This is a genomic window from Clostridium sp. AM42-4, assembly GCF_003480105.1.
Classification (GTDB): Bacteria; Bacillota; Clostridia; order Lachnospirales; family Lachnospiraceae; genus Brotaphodocola.
Genome location: NZ_QUIK01000005.1, coordinates 116,249 through 131,723 on the forward strand (window position 1 = coordinate 116,249; position 15,475 = coordinate 131,723).

Annotated in this window: 13 protein-coding genes; all 13 read right to left on the bottom strand. The window is 50.7% G+C overall.

What is annotated here, in order from left to right; all coding sequences use genetic code 11:
* Positions 1-10: 10 nt before the first annotated feature.
* A complete protein-coding gene (gene gltB, locus DW922_RS05620) occupies positions 11-4,594 on the bottom strand; it encodes a glutamate synthase large subunit (RefSeq protein ID WP_118726120.1) in 4,584 nt (1,527 codons plus the stop codon).
* Positions 4,595-5,055: 461 nt separating this feature from the next.
* The gene (locus DW922_RS05625; RefSeq protein WP_118533218.1) at positions 5,056-5,322 is read right to left on the bottom strand and encodes an HPr family phosphocarrier protein; all 267 of its coding nucleotides are present in this window, start codon (positions 5,320-5,322) and stop codon (positions 5,056-5,058) included.
* Positions 5,323-5,386: 64 nt separating this feature from the next.
* Complete coding sequence (locus tag DW922_RS05630; protein WP_118726071.1) at positions 5,387-6,052, bottom strand: epoxyqueuosine reductase QueH; 666 nt, start codon at positions 6,050-6,052, stop codon at positions 5,387-5,389.
* A 62-nt stretch (positions 6,053-6,114) separates the two neighbouring features.
* Positions 6,115-7,245, bottom strand: coding sequence for an RNA polymerase sigma factor RpoD (gene rpoD, locus DW922_RS05635; RefSeq protein ID WP_118718495.1), 1,131 nt, complete (start codon positions 7,243-7,245; stop codon positions 6,115-6,117).
* Between the two features lie 107 nt (positions 7,246-7,352).
* Complete coding sequence (locus DW922_RS05640; RefSeq protein WP_118726072.1) at positions 7,353-8,303, bottom strand: YegS/Rv2252/BmrU family lipid kinase; 951 nt, start codon at positions 8,301-8,303, stop codon at positions 7,353-7,355.
* A 35-nt stretch (positions 8,304-8,338) separates the two neighbouring features.
* Complete coding sequence (mutY, locus tag DW922_RS05645) at positions 8,339-9,454, bottom strand: A/G-specific adenine glycosylase (protein WP_118726073.1); 1,116 nt, start codon at positions 9,452-9,454, stop codon at positions 8,339-8,341.
* Positions 9,441-10,421 carry a biotin--[acetyl-CoA-carboxylase] ligase gene (locus DW922_RS05650; RefSeq protein ID WP_118726074.1) on the bottom strand — a complete coding sequence of 327 codons (981 nt, stop codon included), beginning with the start codon at positions 10,419-10,421 and terminating at the stop codon, positions 9,441-9,443. The genes mutY and DW922_RS05650 overlap by 14 nt, the downstream gene beginning before the upstream one ends.
* Positions 10,422-10,424: 3 nt before the next feature.
* Positions 10,425-10,730, bottom strand: coding sequence for a DUF6637 family protein (locus tag DW922_RS05655; RefSeq protein WP_118718498.1), 306 nt, complete (start codon positions 10,728-10,730; stop codon positions 10,425-10,427).
* Between the two features lie 3 nt (positions 10,731-10,733).
* Positions 10,734-11,723, bottom strand: coding sequence for an ornithine carbamoyltransferase (gene argF / locus DW922_RS05660; RefSeq protein WP_118726075.1), 990 nt, complete (start codon positions 11,721-11,723; stop codon positions 10,734-10,736).
* Between the two features lie 131 nt (positions 11,724-11,854).
* On the bottom strand, positions 11,855-12,796 hold the full coding sequence (locus DW922_RS05665; protein ID WP_118726076.1) for an SPFH domain-containing protein: 942 nt from the start codon (positions 12,794-12,796) through the stop codon (positions 11,855-11,857).
* 48 nt (positions 12,797-12,844) lie between these two features.
* A complete protein-coding gene (locus DW922_RS05670) occupies positions 12,845-13,285 on the bottom strand; it encodes an NfeD family protein (protein ID WP_118726077.1) in 441 nt (146 codons plus the stop codon).
* 93 nt (positions 13,286-13,378) lie between these two features.
* The gene (locus DW922_RS05675) at positions 13,379-14,257 is read right to left on the bottom strand and encodes an RNA methyltransferase (protein WP_118726078.1); all 879 of its coding nucleotides are present in this window, start codon (positions 14,255-14,257) and stop codon (positions 13,379-13,381) included.
* The coding region (locus DW922_RS05680) for an NAD(+) synthase (RefSeq protein ID WP_243032068.1) at positions 14,254-15,475 on the bottom strand (1,222 nt) is incomplete at its 5' end. The genes DW922_RS05680 and DW922_RS05675, both read right to left, overlap by 4 nt.

The following is a 15,475-nucleotide window of genomic DNA, read 5'->3' on the forward strand; positions in this document are numbered from 1 at the left end:
TTACTCCTCCTTACTTTCTCTGGTTTGCGTAGAATGCCTCGATCTGCGCCTGCTCACTGCTTAAGCCCTTCTCTTCCATCTGCACAATGGTATTCATCATGCGGCGGTAGTCATGAGGCATTACCTTCTTGAATTTCGGCAGGTACTCGCCAAAGTGATCCAGAATTTCTTTTCCGCGCTCGGAGTTGGTATATGCCACATGTTCCTGGATCATCTCTTTTAATTCCTGGACATCGTACTTGTTGGTTACTTCCTCCAGGGAAACAAGATCTTTGTTCAGGCGCTTATAAAAATCGCGTTTTTCATCCAGCACATAAGCAATACCGCCGCTCATGCCGGCTGCAAAGTTCTTTCCGGTCGGTCCGAGTACAACCACGCGGCCGCCGGTCATATATTCACATCCGTGGTCACCAACACCCTCTACGACGGCGGTTGCACCGGAGTTTCGGACACAGAAACGCTCACCTGCGACACCGTTGATATACGCCTTGCCGCTGGTCGCTCCGTAAAGAGCCACGTTGCCGATGACGATATTTTCTTCTGCCTTAAAGTTTGCTGCTTTTGGCGGATATACGATCAGCTTACCGCCGGATAAGCCCTTGCCGAAATAGTCGTTGCTGTCGCCCACCAGTTCCAGGGTAAGCCCCTTCGGAATGAACGCACCAAAGCTCTGTCCGCCGCTGCCGTTGCACTGGATCGTGAAAGTATCCTCCGGCAGTCCGTCCGGATACTGTCTGGTGATTTCCGAACCGAAGATGGTTCCCAGGGTACGGTCTACGTTGGAGACATCTATCTGGAGGCTCTTCTTCTGTCCCTTGTTTAGGGCAGTCTTTAACTGCTTTAAGAATACCTGCTCATCGATCGTCTGATCCAGCTTGAAGTCGTATTCCAGCTTATCGCGGTAGCCGCGGAAATGCACACCCTCATACGGATTGTCAAGGATATTGCTTAAATCCACTTTGTTTGCACGCTCAGACGGAATATGTTCCTTCTTCTTTAAGAGATCGGTACGTCCCACCAGCTCATCTACGGTGCGGACACCCAGCTTTGCCATGTATTCGCGCAGCTCCTGTGCCACAAAGTGCATGAAGTTTACAACATACTCCGGTTTGCCCTTGAAGCGTTTTCTCAGCTCCGGGTTCTGGGTCGCAATGCCGACCGGGCAGGTATCGAGGTTGCAGACACGCATCATGACGCAGCCCATGGTAACAAGCGGAGCGGTCGCAAAGCCAAATTCCTCCGCACCCAGGATGCAGGCGATCGCCACATCACGGCCGGTCATCAGCTTACCGTCGGTCTCAAGGATGACTTTATCGCGCAGGCCATTCATGATCAGGGTCTGGTGTGCCTCAGCCACGCCAAGCTCCCACGGAAGTCCGGCATTGTAGATGGAGTTTCTCGGCGCTGCACCGGTACCGCCGTCAAAACCGGATACCAGGATAACCTGTGCGCCTGCCTTTGCAACACCGGCTGCCACGGTGCCAACACCAGCCTCGGATACCAGCTTGACAGAGATCCTTGCGCGGGTGTTTGAGTTCTTTAAGTCATAGATCAGCTGGGCCAGATCCTCGATGGAGTAGATATCATGGTGCGGTGGCGGGGAAATTAAGCCGACACCGGTTGTGGAGTGGCGGGTCTTTGCCACCCACGGATATACTTTTCCGCCCGGAAGCTGTCCGCCCTCACCAGGCTTTGCGCCCTGCGCCATCTTGATCTGGATTTCCTGTGCACTGACCAGATAACGGGAGGTTACGCCAAAACGTCCGGATGCCACCTGCTTGATCGCAGAACAGCGGTTATTGTTCTTCGCTCCCGGAACCAGACGGTCCAGACTCTCGCCGCCCTCACCGGTGTTGGACTTGCCGCCCAGACGGTTCATGGCGATCGCCAGCGTCTCATGTGCTTCCTGGGAAATGGAGCCGTAAGACATTGCACCGGTCTTAAAGCGCTTTACGATGGAATCGACACTCTCAACTTCATCGATCGGGATGCCGCCATTCTCATCGAAATTAAAATCGATCAGGCTTCGCAGGTTGATGGTCTGCTCCTCCTCATTGAGCACATGGCTGTACTCTTTGAAGATCTCATAATTTCCGGTCCATGCCGCCTGCTGCAGCAGATGAATGGTGCGCGGATTGTACAGATGCTCCTCCTGGCCGGAACGCTCCTTGTGACTTCCCACACTTTCCAGCGTCAGATCTACATCCAGTCCCAGCGGGTCAAATGCAGTGGAATGCAGCACATCCACGTCGTTTGCGATGTCTTCCAGCGTGATGCCGCCCACACGGCTGACCGTGTTGGTGAAGTACTTGTCGATGACTTCTTTGGAAATACCGATCGCCTCAAAGATCTGTGCGCCCTGGTAGGACTGGATTGTGGAAATACCCATCTTAGAAGCGATCTTTACAATGCCGTGAAGCACTGCCGAGTTATAATCGTTGACAGCTGCATAATAATCCTTATCCAGCATTTTCGTCTCGATCAGGTAATGAACAGATTCCTGCGCCAGATATGGGTTGATGGCACTGGCACCAAAGCCAAGCAGGGTTGCAAAGTGATGTACCTCTCTCGGCTCGCCGCTCTCCAGGATGACTGCCATGGAAGTACGTTTCTTGGTTTTTACCAGATGCTGCTGCAGGGCAGATACCGCTAAGAGTGACGGGATCGGCACATGGTTTTCATCGATGTCACGGTCAGACAGGATGATGATGTTGACGCCGTCGCGGTGCGCACGGTCTACCTCCAGGAATAACCGGTCAATGGCTTTGGCCAGGGACGTATTCTTGTAATAGGTAATCGGGATCACTTCTACTTTAAATCCCGGTTTCTTCATATATTTAATCTTTAACAGATCGGTACAGGTTAAGATCGGGTTATCCACCTTTAAGATGTGGCAGTTCTCCGGAGCTTCCTCCAGAACATTGCCTTCCTCGCCGACATAAACCGTGGTGGATGTTACGATTTCCTCACGGATCGCATCGATCGGCGGGTTCGTTACCTGTGCAAAGAGCTGTTTGAAATAGTTGAACAGCGGCTGATGTTTTTTCGAAAGCACGGCAAGCGGGCTGTCAGCACCCATGGCAGATACCGCCTCGGCACCATTCAATGCCATCGGCAAGATCATGGTCTTATACTGCTCGTAGGTGTAACCATAGGTCTTCTGCAGCTGTGCACGCTGCTTCTTAGAAAGCTCCGGCACACCCTTATTCGGGATCGGAAGATCCTTTAAATCTACCATCTGGGAATCCAGCCACTCCCCGTACGGCTGACGGGATGCATAGCGCAGCTTTAACTCCTCGTCGCCGACCAGCTCACCCTTCACGGTATCGATGAGGAGCATCTTGCCCGGGCGTAAGCGTTCTTTCTTAATAACATGGGACTGGTCAATATCGATCGCGCCAACCTCGGAAGCCAGAATCACCTGGTCATCGTCCGTGATGTAGTAACGGGACGGACGCAGACCGTTTCTGTCCAGCACGGCACCCATGACATCGCCATCGCTGAACACGATGGATGCAGGGCCATCCCACGGCTCCATCATGGTTGCGTAATAGCGGTAGAAATCCTTTACCTCCTGCGGCATGAACCGGTCATGCTGCCACGGAGCCGGGATCAGGATCATAACTGCCATCGGCAGCTCCATACCGCTCATGACCATGAACTCCAGGGCATTGTCCAGCATCGCAGAGTCGGAACCTTCCTGATTGATGATCGGCAGTACCTTGTACATATCGGATTTGAAGAACTTTGTTTCCATGTTCTCCTCACGCGCCATCATCTTGTCAACGTTGCCGCGGATGGTGTTGATCTCACCGTTATGTACGATAATGCGGTTCGGGTGGGCACGCATCCAGCTCGGATTGGTGTTGGTGCTGAAGCGGGAATGCACGGTTGCGATTGCAGACTCGTAATCCTTATCCTGCAGATCCTCGAAGAACTGGCGCAGCTCTTTTACCAGAAACATACCCTTGTATACAATGGTACGGCTGCTCATGGATACGACATAGGTGTCATCGTTACTCTGCTCAAACACACGGCGCGCTACATAAAGACGGCGGTCGAAATCCAGTCCTTTCTCCACATCTGCCGGCTTTCCGATGAAGCCCTGCATAATGTAAGGCATTTTTTCAACGGCCTTGTCACCGATCTTCTCCGGGTGAATTGGAAGAGTTCTCCACCCGAGAAACTTCAGTCCCTCTTTCTGGACGATAACCTCCAGCATCTTTTTGGCCTGGTTTCTGGCAAGCTCATCCTGGGGGAAGAAGAACATGCCAATGCCGTATTCGCGTTCATCACCAAGCTCAATGCCAAGCGGCTTCGTTACCTTCTTAAAGAATTTATGGGAGATCTGCAGCATGATACCGACACCGTCTCCGGTCTTTCCTTCCGCGTCTTTACCGGCGCGGTGCTCGAGATTCTCTACAATGTGGAGGGCCTGCTCCACGGTGCGGTGAGTCTTGATGCCTTTGATATTGGCTACGGCACCGATACCGCAGTTGTCATGCTCAAAACTCGGATCGTAAAGACCCGGAAGAACGGTCTGGGAAGCAGATTCGTTGGGGGATTTTGTTAAGGTTCTCTGATCGCTGTCCATAATCATTTCCTTTCCTGTAAAAATCAGCAGACGCATCATTTGCGCATCCCTGGTAAGCAAGGCAATTGTTTTCTTTCACAAGATGTATTTCCTGTGAAAGAAAACAGGGCACGAAAATTCTTTTTCGAACTTCCGCACCCTTGCGTTTTGCTTTATGTAATGATTTTTTGTGTTGCCTTTTTAAGCTGTTACGATAATACTACACTTTTTCTCATTTGTAAATCCCTTTTTTATTTTAAATTGTCAGATTATTTGTTATTATCCTATATATTCACATTTTGTCTGTCAATTTTCCGTATTTGTTTCATCAACCGCACATCACTGGTGCCTCCCAGATATGAAGTGCACGGAAAAAGAATTGTTTCATAAGACGCATTTTCCCATGAAAGAAAAAAGGTACTTTCCAGAATTGCGTTCCGGAAAATACCTTTTCTACATTTCTTTATGTGTACTAAGAAGACTTACATCTCGCCAAGACCGCTCTCAATTGCCTTGCTTACGGTCTCCATAGCTGCTGCCTCGTCCTCGCCGTCGCAGATCAGGGTGATCTCGGTGCCGGACTTAATGCCTGCTGCCATTACGTTTAATACGCTCTTTGCAATGATTCTTTTCTCGCCACACTCGATGATGACATCACATTTGAATTTCATAGCGGTCTGGGATAAAACTCCTGCCGGTCTTAAGTGCAGTCCAGACGGATTTACAACTGTTAAATTCTTACTAAGCATAGTTCACGTCTCCTTTAGAATTAGTTTCAATCTGTATAAATTTTATTACAAATCACGACAAGTGTCAAGGCATTGTAGCCATCTGTGATTCTTTTTTCGTCTCTCTTTCCCGCAGCTCCTGTTCCCTTTTTGAGAAGACACACCCACAGTAATTCTGCCGGTAAAGTCCATACTCTGCTGAAAGCTCTACAGAGCGTTTGTAGCCGTTTTTCTTTTTAAAATCAGACGGAAGATGCTCCACCTTGTAAATGGCGGATAACTCCTCCCCGATCTCATTGAGCTTCCCGGCGTTCTTTAACGGGCTGATGGTAAGCGTTGTGGCAAAGTAATCGTAACCACCCTCTGCCGCCATTCTAGCCGCCTCTTCCAGACGCAGGCGGTAGCAGCGAAAGCAGCGTTCCCCACCCTCCGGAACTGTTTCCAGCCCCCGGCTGATCTCATAGAAGCGCTCCGGCTCATATGCACCAACGATAAGCTGCACCGGATATTTTACCGGCAATTCCCGGATCAGATGCTGCTGCTCCGCTGCACGCTTTTCATATTCCTCCGCCGGGGAAATATTGGGATTATAATAAAATACCGTGATCTCAAAATAATCTGATAAATATTCCAGCACATAGCTGCTGCAGGGTGCGCAGCAACTATGCAACAAGAGCCGGGGAACCCGGCTCTTGCCCTCATTTTCTTTTATGACTGCTTCCAGCTCACGCTGGTAATTTCTGCGGTTCATAATTTCTCCTGTTTCTATTGGTACCGGTTGCACATACATGTGCCGGCAACTGTAAAATCGCCTTACAGGAAATCGCGGATCCGTTTGCTTCTGACCGGATTACGCAGCTTTCTGAGAGCCTTTGCTTCGATCTGGCGGATACGCTCACGCGTTACGTTGAACTCCTTGCCAACCTCCTCCAGAGTGCGCGGATGACCGTCCTCAAGACCAAAGCGGCGCACGATAACAGCACGTTCACGCTCCTTTAAGTCTCCAAGCAGTGCATCGATATGCTCTCTTAACATAACAGATTCGACATTGCCCTCCGGGGTTACAACGCTGTTGTCTGCCACGAAATCGCCCAGGTTGGAATCGTCTTCCTCACCGATCGGGGTTTCAAGGGATGCTGGCTCCCTGGCGATCTGCATGATCTCCATAACCTTGTCTTCCGACATTTCCAGTGCATCTGCTAACTCAGCAACAGATGGCTCGTAGCCCAGCTCAAGAGTCAGCTTACGCTGCATCTTGGACATTTTGTTAATTGTTTCAACCATATGCACCGGAACACGGATCGTTCGTGCCTGATCCGCAAGTGCACGGGTTACAGACTGTCTGATCCACCAAGTCGCATATGTACTCAGTTTGTATCCTTTTGTATAATCAAACTTCTCTACACCTTTGATCAGGCCGAGGTTTCCCTCCTGTACCAGGTCAAGGAAGCTCATGCCGCGGCCGGTGTAACGCTTTGCAATACTTACTACCAGACGCAGGTTTGCCTCGATCAGGCGCTCCTTTGCATATTCGTCACCCTCTGCCTTACGCTTCGCGAGAGTCAGCTCCTCTTCCGTTGTCAAAAGCGGAACTGTTCCGATTTCCTTTAAGTACATACGGACCGGATCCTCAGTGCCGATTCCCTCGAGCAGATCTACCGCATCGTACTCAATATCCTCGGAGTCTTTCATGAAGCTGTCGTCCATATCTACATCGTCGTCATCGAGAAGCAGATTGTCTTCTGCAAGGGCAGCATCGTCAATAACAGGAACTACGTCAATATTCTTTTCCTCGAGGAAGCTGTAAATCTGCTCCATCTGCTCAGGACTAAGATTCTCCCCTTTAAAGAAGTCATTGATCTCGGTGATGTCCAATGCATTATGCTTTGTTTTGGCAACTTCTACCAGCTTTTTCAGCTTATCTAAAAAATTGTCTTTTTCCACAGTAACATCCTTTCAGTTGAAGGTTTACGAAAGCCTACACAACGTATCATTATATAATATCCGGTGTCAGATTTCAACAATTATTTTCATAATTCACGGGATTTTTTTCATGCTCCCGTATTTTTGCCTTCCGCTTTTCTTGTGCGGCTTTTTCCTGCCTGAGGGCACAAGATCTCGATCTGGCGCGGAAGATTCTCCACAGAAACTTCTGTCCTGCTTCCGCCAAACTCTCCATCCAGCACCCAGTCTACAGGCTCCTGCGCCTCAATATGAAGCCTGCTGGTCTTAAATTTATATACCAGCTCGCTTTTCTCTTCCTCTTTCATTAAAAGACCGGTCACAATACCGCTAAGCTCCAGCGGTGTTTTCGGTGTGCGGATCAGGAGCACTTCAAATAAGCCGTCATTCAGGGCCACATCCTGGTTCACCAGTCCCTTAAAGCCTCCCACGCTGATCGTATTGGTCACCATACCGTAAATAAATTCACCCTCCAGTGTTTCCTCCGGAGTGGTAATTTTCATTGGATAAGATTTGATAGAGGCAAGACTCTTTACTCCTTCCAGAATATATGCCTGATGTCCCAGAAGGTTCTTTTTGTCCTGAGGGGTCAGATAGGACACCTCTGTAAAAGCCCCGAAGCCTGCCACATAGACAAAATACCGGCCTTCGCAAAAGCGTCCGATGTCGATCGCATAGGGAACACCGCATGCCGCATTGACCGCAGCCGGGAGCATCTGCCTTGGCAGCCTTAAGCTGGATGCGAAATCGTTGGTAGAGCCAGCCGGGATATAGCCCAGCATCACAGGCTTTGGAAGCTCCATCATGCCGGAGATCACCTCGTTGAGCGTACCATCGCCACCACTGCACACGATCAGATCCTTTCTGGCACCATATTTTAACACGGCAGCCCTGGCATCCAGCGCCTTCTGTGTTACATAGACCTGTACCTGGTATCCCGCTCCTGTATAGGTATCCAGAATATCCAGAAGCTTTAAACGGATTTTTTCCCTTCCGGATCTGGGATTTATGATCAGAAGCATCTGTTTTGATTTAGACATACTATACTATTCCCTGCTCCTCTCTTACATTATCTTCATTCTATCAGCTTTGTATACCTGCTAAAGGCATTCGGCAATGCGTAGACTGTTTTCAGCTCCTCTTTTCCAGCCGCGATGTAAGCCTTTGGAATCCCATTTTTCAGCCGTACCCGGTAGCCGGTCATATGCCACTCCACATGGGAAAAGATATGCTTTGCCGGTCCGACAGCCTCAAGCTCCACGATGGAAGCCGGGTCCAGACCAAAGGCCTCTGGTACTTCCTCCGGCTTTAAATGGCCTTCCCGGTTCGGGAGCTCATAAAGGGAAGCCAAAAGCCCGGTTGCCTCCCGCTTATTTAGCCCGACCTGATCCCCGGATTCCAGAATACACACCGTTTTATCCTCCATACGCCGCTTCTTGGGCGGGGTCTTTACCGGGATTTCCGAGATCAGGTCCTGCTTTCTTGCCAGACAGATCGAAGCCAGCGGGCATTCCCCGCAGCGCGGCTGTCCGTTCGGCACGCATACGATGGCTCCGATCTCGATCAGTCCCTGGTTAAAATGGCTTGCCCGGTCCCCTGGCATCGTTTCTTTTAAATGGGTCTCCATCCATTTTTTTGTGGATGCCTTTAAAATATCTTCCCGGCTGGCTGTCACCCTGGAGATGACCCGGAGTACATTTCCATCTACCGCAGGAACCGGCTGGCCAAAAGCGATGGAAGCAACCGCCCCGGCTGTGTAGCTGCCGATTCCCGGAAGCTTTAACAGTTCTTCATACTGCTGCGGCATAACTCCGCCATATTCTTCCATAATGATCCCGGCTGCCTTCTTTAAATTGCGCGCCCGGTTATAGTAACCAAGGCCCTCCCAGAGCTTCATCAGCCGGTCATCTTCAACCGAAGCCAGCGAAGCAACATCCGGCAGTACCTCGAGAAAGCGTTCAAAATAAGGTTTGACCGCCTCTACTCTGGTCTGCTGCAGCATGATCTCTGAGATCCATACCCGGTAGCCTTCCGGGTTCTCCCGCCATGGAAGGACCCTGGCATGCTCCTCATACCAGGTAAGCAGCGGACCATTCATAGCCCGAAGCCTGGCATCCAGATCCAGTATCCCATCTTCACGCTCTACGACCTTCAGGCGGTCATACAGATGTTTTGCATCATACATATCCATAAATTCCTCTTACTGACACCTCACCGGAATTTACTTCCCGGATAGTGCCATCTGAAAGCTCAACGATCAGCTCCCCCTGGTTGTTGATCCCATGGGAGATCCCGGTATAGTCACCGCCCGGTGCCAGCACCTTTACCTCCCGTTCTACATTCACCAGCTCCTGATCATATATTTCCTTCAGGCGGCTCATATCCAGTGTCTCACGGTAAATGCGGTAATATTCCTCAAACGCGCACATTACGCCGTTGATCAGCAGGGTGCGGCGCACAGGATGCCCAAGCTCCAGTGCCAGCGATGTTGCAGTCTCACGGATCTCCTCCGGGAAGTCCGGGGTATTGGCATTGATACCGATCCCGACAACCACATAGCGGATGGAATCCTCCTCTGTGCTCATCTCCGTCAGGATTCCGCAGATTTTTTTGCCGTTTACCACAATGTCATTCGGCCACTTGATCTTGCAATCCAGACCTGTCACATCCTTCACTGATTTCTGCACTGCCATGGCTGCGAGCAGCGTCAGCATGGAAGCATGCTCCGGTGCAAACTCAGGGCGCAGAAGAAAGCTGTGCCAGATGCCGCTCCCCTTTGGAGAGCTCCAGCTGCGGCCCCTGCGGCCTTTTCCCGCCGTCTGGATCTCTGCCACGGCAAGCGTGCCTTCCGGTGCTCCCTGCTCTGCCATACGGCGCACAACATTGTTTGTGGAATCTGTCTCTTCCAAAAAAGTAACATGCTGTCCCAGCCACTGGGATTTCATTGCCGCACGGATCTCGGCTTCATTTAAGATGTCTGCATTATCTGTGAGACGGTAGCCGCGGTTGCGTACCGCCTCGATCTGATAGCCCTCTGATTCCAGCTGGCGGATCACCTTCCACACTGCTGTGCGGGATACGCCAAGGCGCTCACAAAGCTCCTGCCCGGAAATATAGCCATCTGCTTCTTTTAAAAATTTCAAAATTTTGTCCTTCAAGCCTTACCTCCAGATACTGATGGCACTTAAAACACCCAGTACCGTTAAGACCACTGCCAGCAGGCACTGGGTGAATCCACCTGCCTGCCTTTTTTTATCGTGTCCGCTGTATCTTAGCCGGAATGCGCCCATCACGCCGTTTAACACGGCAGCAAGCCAGAAAATCACGGGGAACAGAATACTGTTCCCCTCCGGATCTAAAAACGCCAGAATGGCGCAGATAACTACAAGAATGCCGATCACGATATGCAGCAGGTCCAGCACCAGCGCACTGCTGCGCGGATTCCGTTTTTTTTCCTGCCCTGCCATGCTTTAAACTCCAAGGGTTGCCATCATAACAGCCTTAATGGTGTGCATACGGTTTTCTGCCTCATCAAATACTCTGGACTGCGCAGACTCAAATACCTCATCGGTTACTTCCATGTCAGTGATGCCAAAGCGTTTGCCCATCTCTGCGCCGATCTTGGTCTTCAGATCATGGAATGCCGGCAGACAATGTAAGAAGATAGCCTGCTCACCTGCATTCTTCATAACAGCTGAAGTTACCTTGTACGGAGTTAATTCGCGGATACGCTCCTCCCATACTTCGTCCGGCTCGCCCATGGATACCCATACATCGGTATAGATGACATCTGCGTTTTTGGTTCCCTCTTCGACATTCTCGGTCAGGGTAATGGTAGCGCCGGATGCCTTTGCATATTCCTCACACTGTGCGACCAGCTCTGCGTTCGGGAAGTATTTCTTCGGTGCACATGCTACAAAATGCAGGCCAAGCTTTGCACATACGATCATCAGGGAGTTGCCCATGTTGTAGCGGGCATCGCCCATGTAAACCAGCTTTACGCCCTTTAATCTGCCAAGCTGCTCGCGGATCGTCAGCATGTCTGCAAGCATCTGGGTCGGATGATACTCATTGGTCAGGCCATTCCATACCGGAACTCCTGCATATTTCGCAAGCTCCTCCACGATTTCCTGTCCAAAACCACGGTACTCAATACCATCGTAGATACGTCCAAGAACACGTGCAGTATCTGCAATGCTTTCCTTTTTACCGATCTGGGAGCCTGACGGATCAAGGTAGGTGGTGCCCATTCCCATGTCATGCGCTGCAACCTCGAAGGAACATCTGGTTCTGGTGCTGGTCTTTTCAAAGATCAGTGCCACATTCTTTCCTCTGTAATTATCTACCGGAATTCCTTCTTTTTTCTTACGCTTTACCTCTGCTGCAAGATCAAGCAGATACAAAATCTCCTCCGGGGTGTAATTCTTTAATGTTAAGAAATGTCTTCCCTTTAAGTTCATAATTGTCTCTCCTCTGTATATAAATTTGTATATAAATTTTATAATACACTTCTTTACTGAAGCATTCCGGCAGGAACGCTTTCCTGTCTTAAATCTTTTGCATTCTGCCTTTTGTCAGCCATTTGTCACTTTTATTCCTCTGACTGCTTTGAAGCTGTCTTGGCAATCTCCGCCACAGAGGTCACAAGACCAGCTATATTCTGGATATCAGACGGGATGATGATCTTGGTTGCCTTGCCGTCTGCTGCCGCCGCAAATGCATCCAGGCTCTTGAGCTGGAGCACTGCCGCATCGGCTCCTGCTTCCTTTAAGAAGCGGATGCCGTCTGCCTTCGCCTGCTGCACCTTTAAGATTGCCTCTGCCTCACCCTCTGCTTCGCGGATGCGGCGCTCCTTCTCAGCCTCTGCGTGAAGGATTGCAGCCTGCTTATCTGCCTCTGCATCAAGGATTGCAGACTCCTTCTTACCTTCCGCAACCAGAATGGTGGATTTCTTCTCGCCCTCGGCACGCAGGATCGCCTCACGGCGCTCGCGCTCTGCCTTCATCTGTTTCTCCATGGCATCCTGGATAGCAGCTGGAGGAATGATGTTCTTGAGCTCCACGCGGTTTACCTTAATGCCCCACGGATCGGTTGCCACATCCAGAGATGCACGCATCTTGGTATTAATGGTCTCACGGGAGGTTAAGGTCTGGTCTAATTCCAGGTCACCGATAATATTTCTCAGTGTCGTTGCAGTCAGGTTTTCGATCGCCATGATCGGATTCACCACACCGTAAGCATACAGCTTCGGGTCTGTGATCTGGAAAAACACTACTGTGTCGATCCGCATGGTAACATTATCTTTCGTGATGACCGGCTGCGGGTCAAAATCTACAACCTGCTCCTTTAAGCTGACCTTTTTTGCCACCCGGTCTACAAACGGGACCAGGAAATGGACACCTACAGACCAGGTGTCCAGGTAGGCACCAAGGCGCTCCACAACCAGTGCCTGCGCCTGCGGCACAATGCGGATGCAGGAAGCCAGAACCGCCAAAATGATGATCAGTAACGGAAAAATAAATAAAATACCCATTATGATTCCTCCTTTACGCTTTTTCGCAAGTATTTCGCAAGCTCAGCCTCACAGCTGCGTTTTTTCATTGCTTACGATCAGTTTCACACCCTGGATCTCACGGATCCAGACTCTGGTACCTTCCGGATAAACCGCATCCTCCTCTGCGGAGCGTGCCGTCCACTCCTGTCCCTGGACCGAAACGGTTCCACTCTCCTTTGCATTGCTGATCTCGGCTGTCACCCTTGCTTCTTTTCCAATTAAGCTGTCCACATTCGTTCTGACTGTAGAAGTGTTGATATACTTAATAGCCAGAGGGCGGGTCAGGAAAAGCAAGATGAAGGAGACCACCACAAAGACCAGAAGCTGGACCGGAACCGGTGCACCGAAGACAGCCGCAAAAAAGGCAATCACGGTACCTCCGGCAAACCAGATGGTCGTCAGGGCTGTGGTCATGATCTCAATGCCCACCAGGATCACAAATGCGATGAGCCAGTAAATCGCTGCCATAACAACTCCCCCTTATTTTATTGTCTTGTTCTGCCGGAGCTTAATATTCCGGCAATCTCATTTCTGCCAGTGTTTCTGCCAGCGGTTTCCTTGCTAGTTGTTTCCCTGCTGGCTGTTCCGGCGCTGGCGCGCCGCCTCAAACATGAGGACCGATGCTGCCACTGCAGCATTTAAAGATTCCACGCTTCCTTCCATCGGGATACGGACATAGGTGTCGGCCATGGCGGCTGTTTCATCGGTCAGGCCATTGCCCTCGTTTCCAATGAGGAATGCAGTATCCCCGGTGTAATCCTCCAGGTCGTATGCCTGTTTTCCCTTTAAATGGGCTGCAAACAGCCGGATATTCCGGTTTTTAAGCTCCTGCAGGGTTTCATGCAGATCCTCCACATATACAAATGGCATACGGAGCACAGAACCCATGGTGGAACGGATCACCTTGGGGTTATAGATATCGGTGGTGTTCGCATCCATCACTACCCCGGTCACACCGGCACCCTCACCTGCACGAAGGATCGTTCCCAGATTGCCCGGGTCCTGGATCGTTTCCAGCACCATAAGAAGTGCCGGCTTTTTCCGGTTTTCCTGTTTTTTCCTGTTTTGTACTGATCCATCCGCATCCTGTCCGGATGCCGTGGCCTTCTCTTTTGCGGTTTTTCCGGTCACCTCATCCAGCGTATAATGATACTGCTTTACCAATGCCAGAATGCCCTGCGGCGTCTGCGTGTCGGAAAGGCTCTTAAACACTTCGTCTGTCACCAGCTCAATATGCTTTACTCCTTCCCGGAGCGTCTTGCATTCCCTTGTTTTGCTAAAGCTTTCCGATATATAAAGTGTGTGAATGCGGTCCTTCGGGATTTCGGAACACATGCGGAGTCCCTCTGCCACGAACAGATCTTCCTCTCTCCTGGTTTTTGCTTTTTTCACCAGGGCATTCACAAATTTCACCTGTTTATTGGTTGTACTGCTGATCACGCTTTTGTACTCTCCTTTAATTTGATGCTTTGTAAATCATCCATCCAGATCTGTCTTGCCGCATCACTCGGCATACGCAGGTCTCCGCGCGGGGAAACCGCCACAGAACCAACCTTCGGGCCGTCCGGCAGACAGGAACGTTTAAACTGCTGTGCAAAGAACCTGCGGTAAAAGACGTTCAGCCATTTATAGATCACTTCTTTCTCATATTCTCCCTCAAATGCCTGAAGAGCCATCCGGTAGATTCTGGAAGGTTTAAAGCCAAATCTCAGCACATAGTAAAGGAAGAAATCGTGAAGCTCATACGGTCCGACCAGATCCTCAGTCTTCTGGGAGATGACACCATTCTCCGGCGGAAGCAGCTCCGGGCTTACCGGAGTGTCCAAAACATCCAGGAGCACTGCTTTGAGTTCCTCTTCGCCGCAGACATCTGCATAGTAGCGTACCAGATGGCGTACCAGCGTCTTCGGTACGGAAACATTGACACCGTACATGGACATATGGTCACCATTGTAAGTAGCCCAGCCAAGCGCCAGCTCCGACATATCGCCGGTTCCGATGACCATGCCGCCCACCTGATTTGCGATATCCATGAGGATCTGGGTGCGCTCTCTGGCCTGGCCGTTCTCGTAAGTGACATCGTGCACCGTAATATCATGGCCGATATCTTCAAAATGCCGTGTCACCGATGCCTTAATACCAATTTCTTTTAAGGATGCCCCCAGCTTTCTGGTCATCTGGCAGGCATTCTGGTATGTCCGGTCCGTAGTTCCAAAGCACGGCATGGTAATCGCATGGATCTGGCTGCGCGGAATATTAAGCATGTCAAATGCTCTCGCAGCTACCAAAAGAGCCAGTGTCGAATCCAGTCCACCGGAAATTCCAAGCACGACATGGCTGCAGCCGGTATGCTCCAGACGCTTTTTCAGTCCCATGGCCTGAATGGTGAAGATTTCCTCACAGCGGCGGCTTCGCTCCCGCGTATCGTGCGGAACGAAAGGCCGGTTGTCGATGTAGCGGAGCAGCTTTTCACCAGCCTGCATGCCGGAAACTGCTTTGCCGGTCTCCTGCCGGCTCTGACCAGTTTCCTGCTGGCTCTGTCCGTTTTCCTGCTGGTTCTGCCCGTTTTCCTGCTGGTTCTGCCCGTTTTCCTGCTGGTTCTGCCCGTTTTTGCAACTGCTGCTGTTCTCCGCTCCAGCCACAGGAGCAAGGGAAAAA

Excerpts from the sequence above, each read along its gene's own strand:
- gltB (WP_118726120.1), bottom strand. The coding sequence starts at position 4,594 with ATGGACAGCGATCAGAGAACCTTAACAAAATCCCCCAACGAATCTGCT.
- DW922_RS05625 (WP_118533218.1), bottom strand. The coding sequence starts at position 5,322 with ATGCTTAGTAAGAATTTAACAGTTGTAAATCCGTCTGGACTGCACTTA.
- DW922_RS05630 (WP_118726071.1), bottom strand. The coding sequence starts at position 6,052 with ATGAACCGCAGAAATTACCAGCGTGAGCTGGAAGCAGTCATAAAAGAA.
- DW922_RS05640 (WP_118726072.1), bottom strand. The coding sequence starts at position 8,303 with ATGTCTAAATCAAAACAGATGCTTCTGATCATAAATCCCAGATCCGGA.
- mutY (WP_118726073.1), bottom strand. The coding sequence starts at position 9,454 with ATGGATATGTATGATGCAAAACATCTGTATGACCGCCTGAAGGTCGTA.
- DW922_RS05655 (WP_118718498.1), bottom strand. The coding sequence starts at position 10,730 with ATGGCAGGGCAGGAAAAAAAACGGAATCCGCGCAGCAGTGCGCTGGTG.
- argF (WP_118726075.1), bottom strand. The coding sequence starts at position 11,723 with ATGAACTTAAAGGGAAGACATTTCTTAACATTAAAGAATTACACCCCG.
- DW922_RS05665 (WP_118726076.1), bottom strand. The coding sequence starts at position 12,796 with ATGGGTATTTTATTTATTTTTCCGTTACTGATCATCATTTTGGCGGTT.
- DW922_RS05670 (WP_118726077.1), bottom strand. The coding sequence starts at position 13,285 with ATGGCAGCGATTTACTGGCTCATCGCATTTGTGATCCTGGTGGGCATT.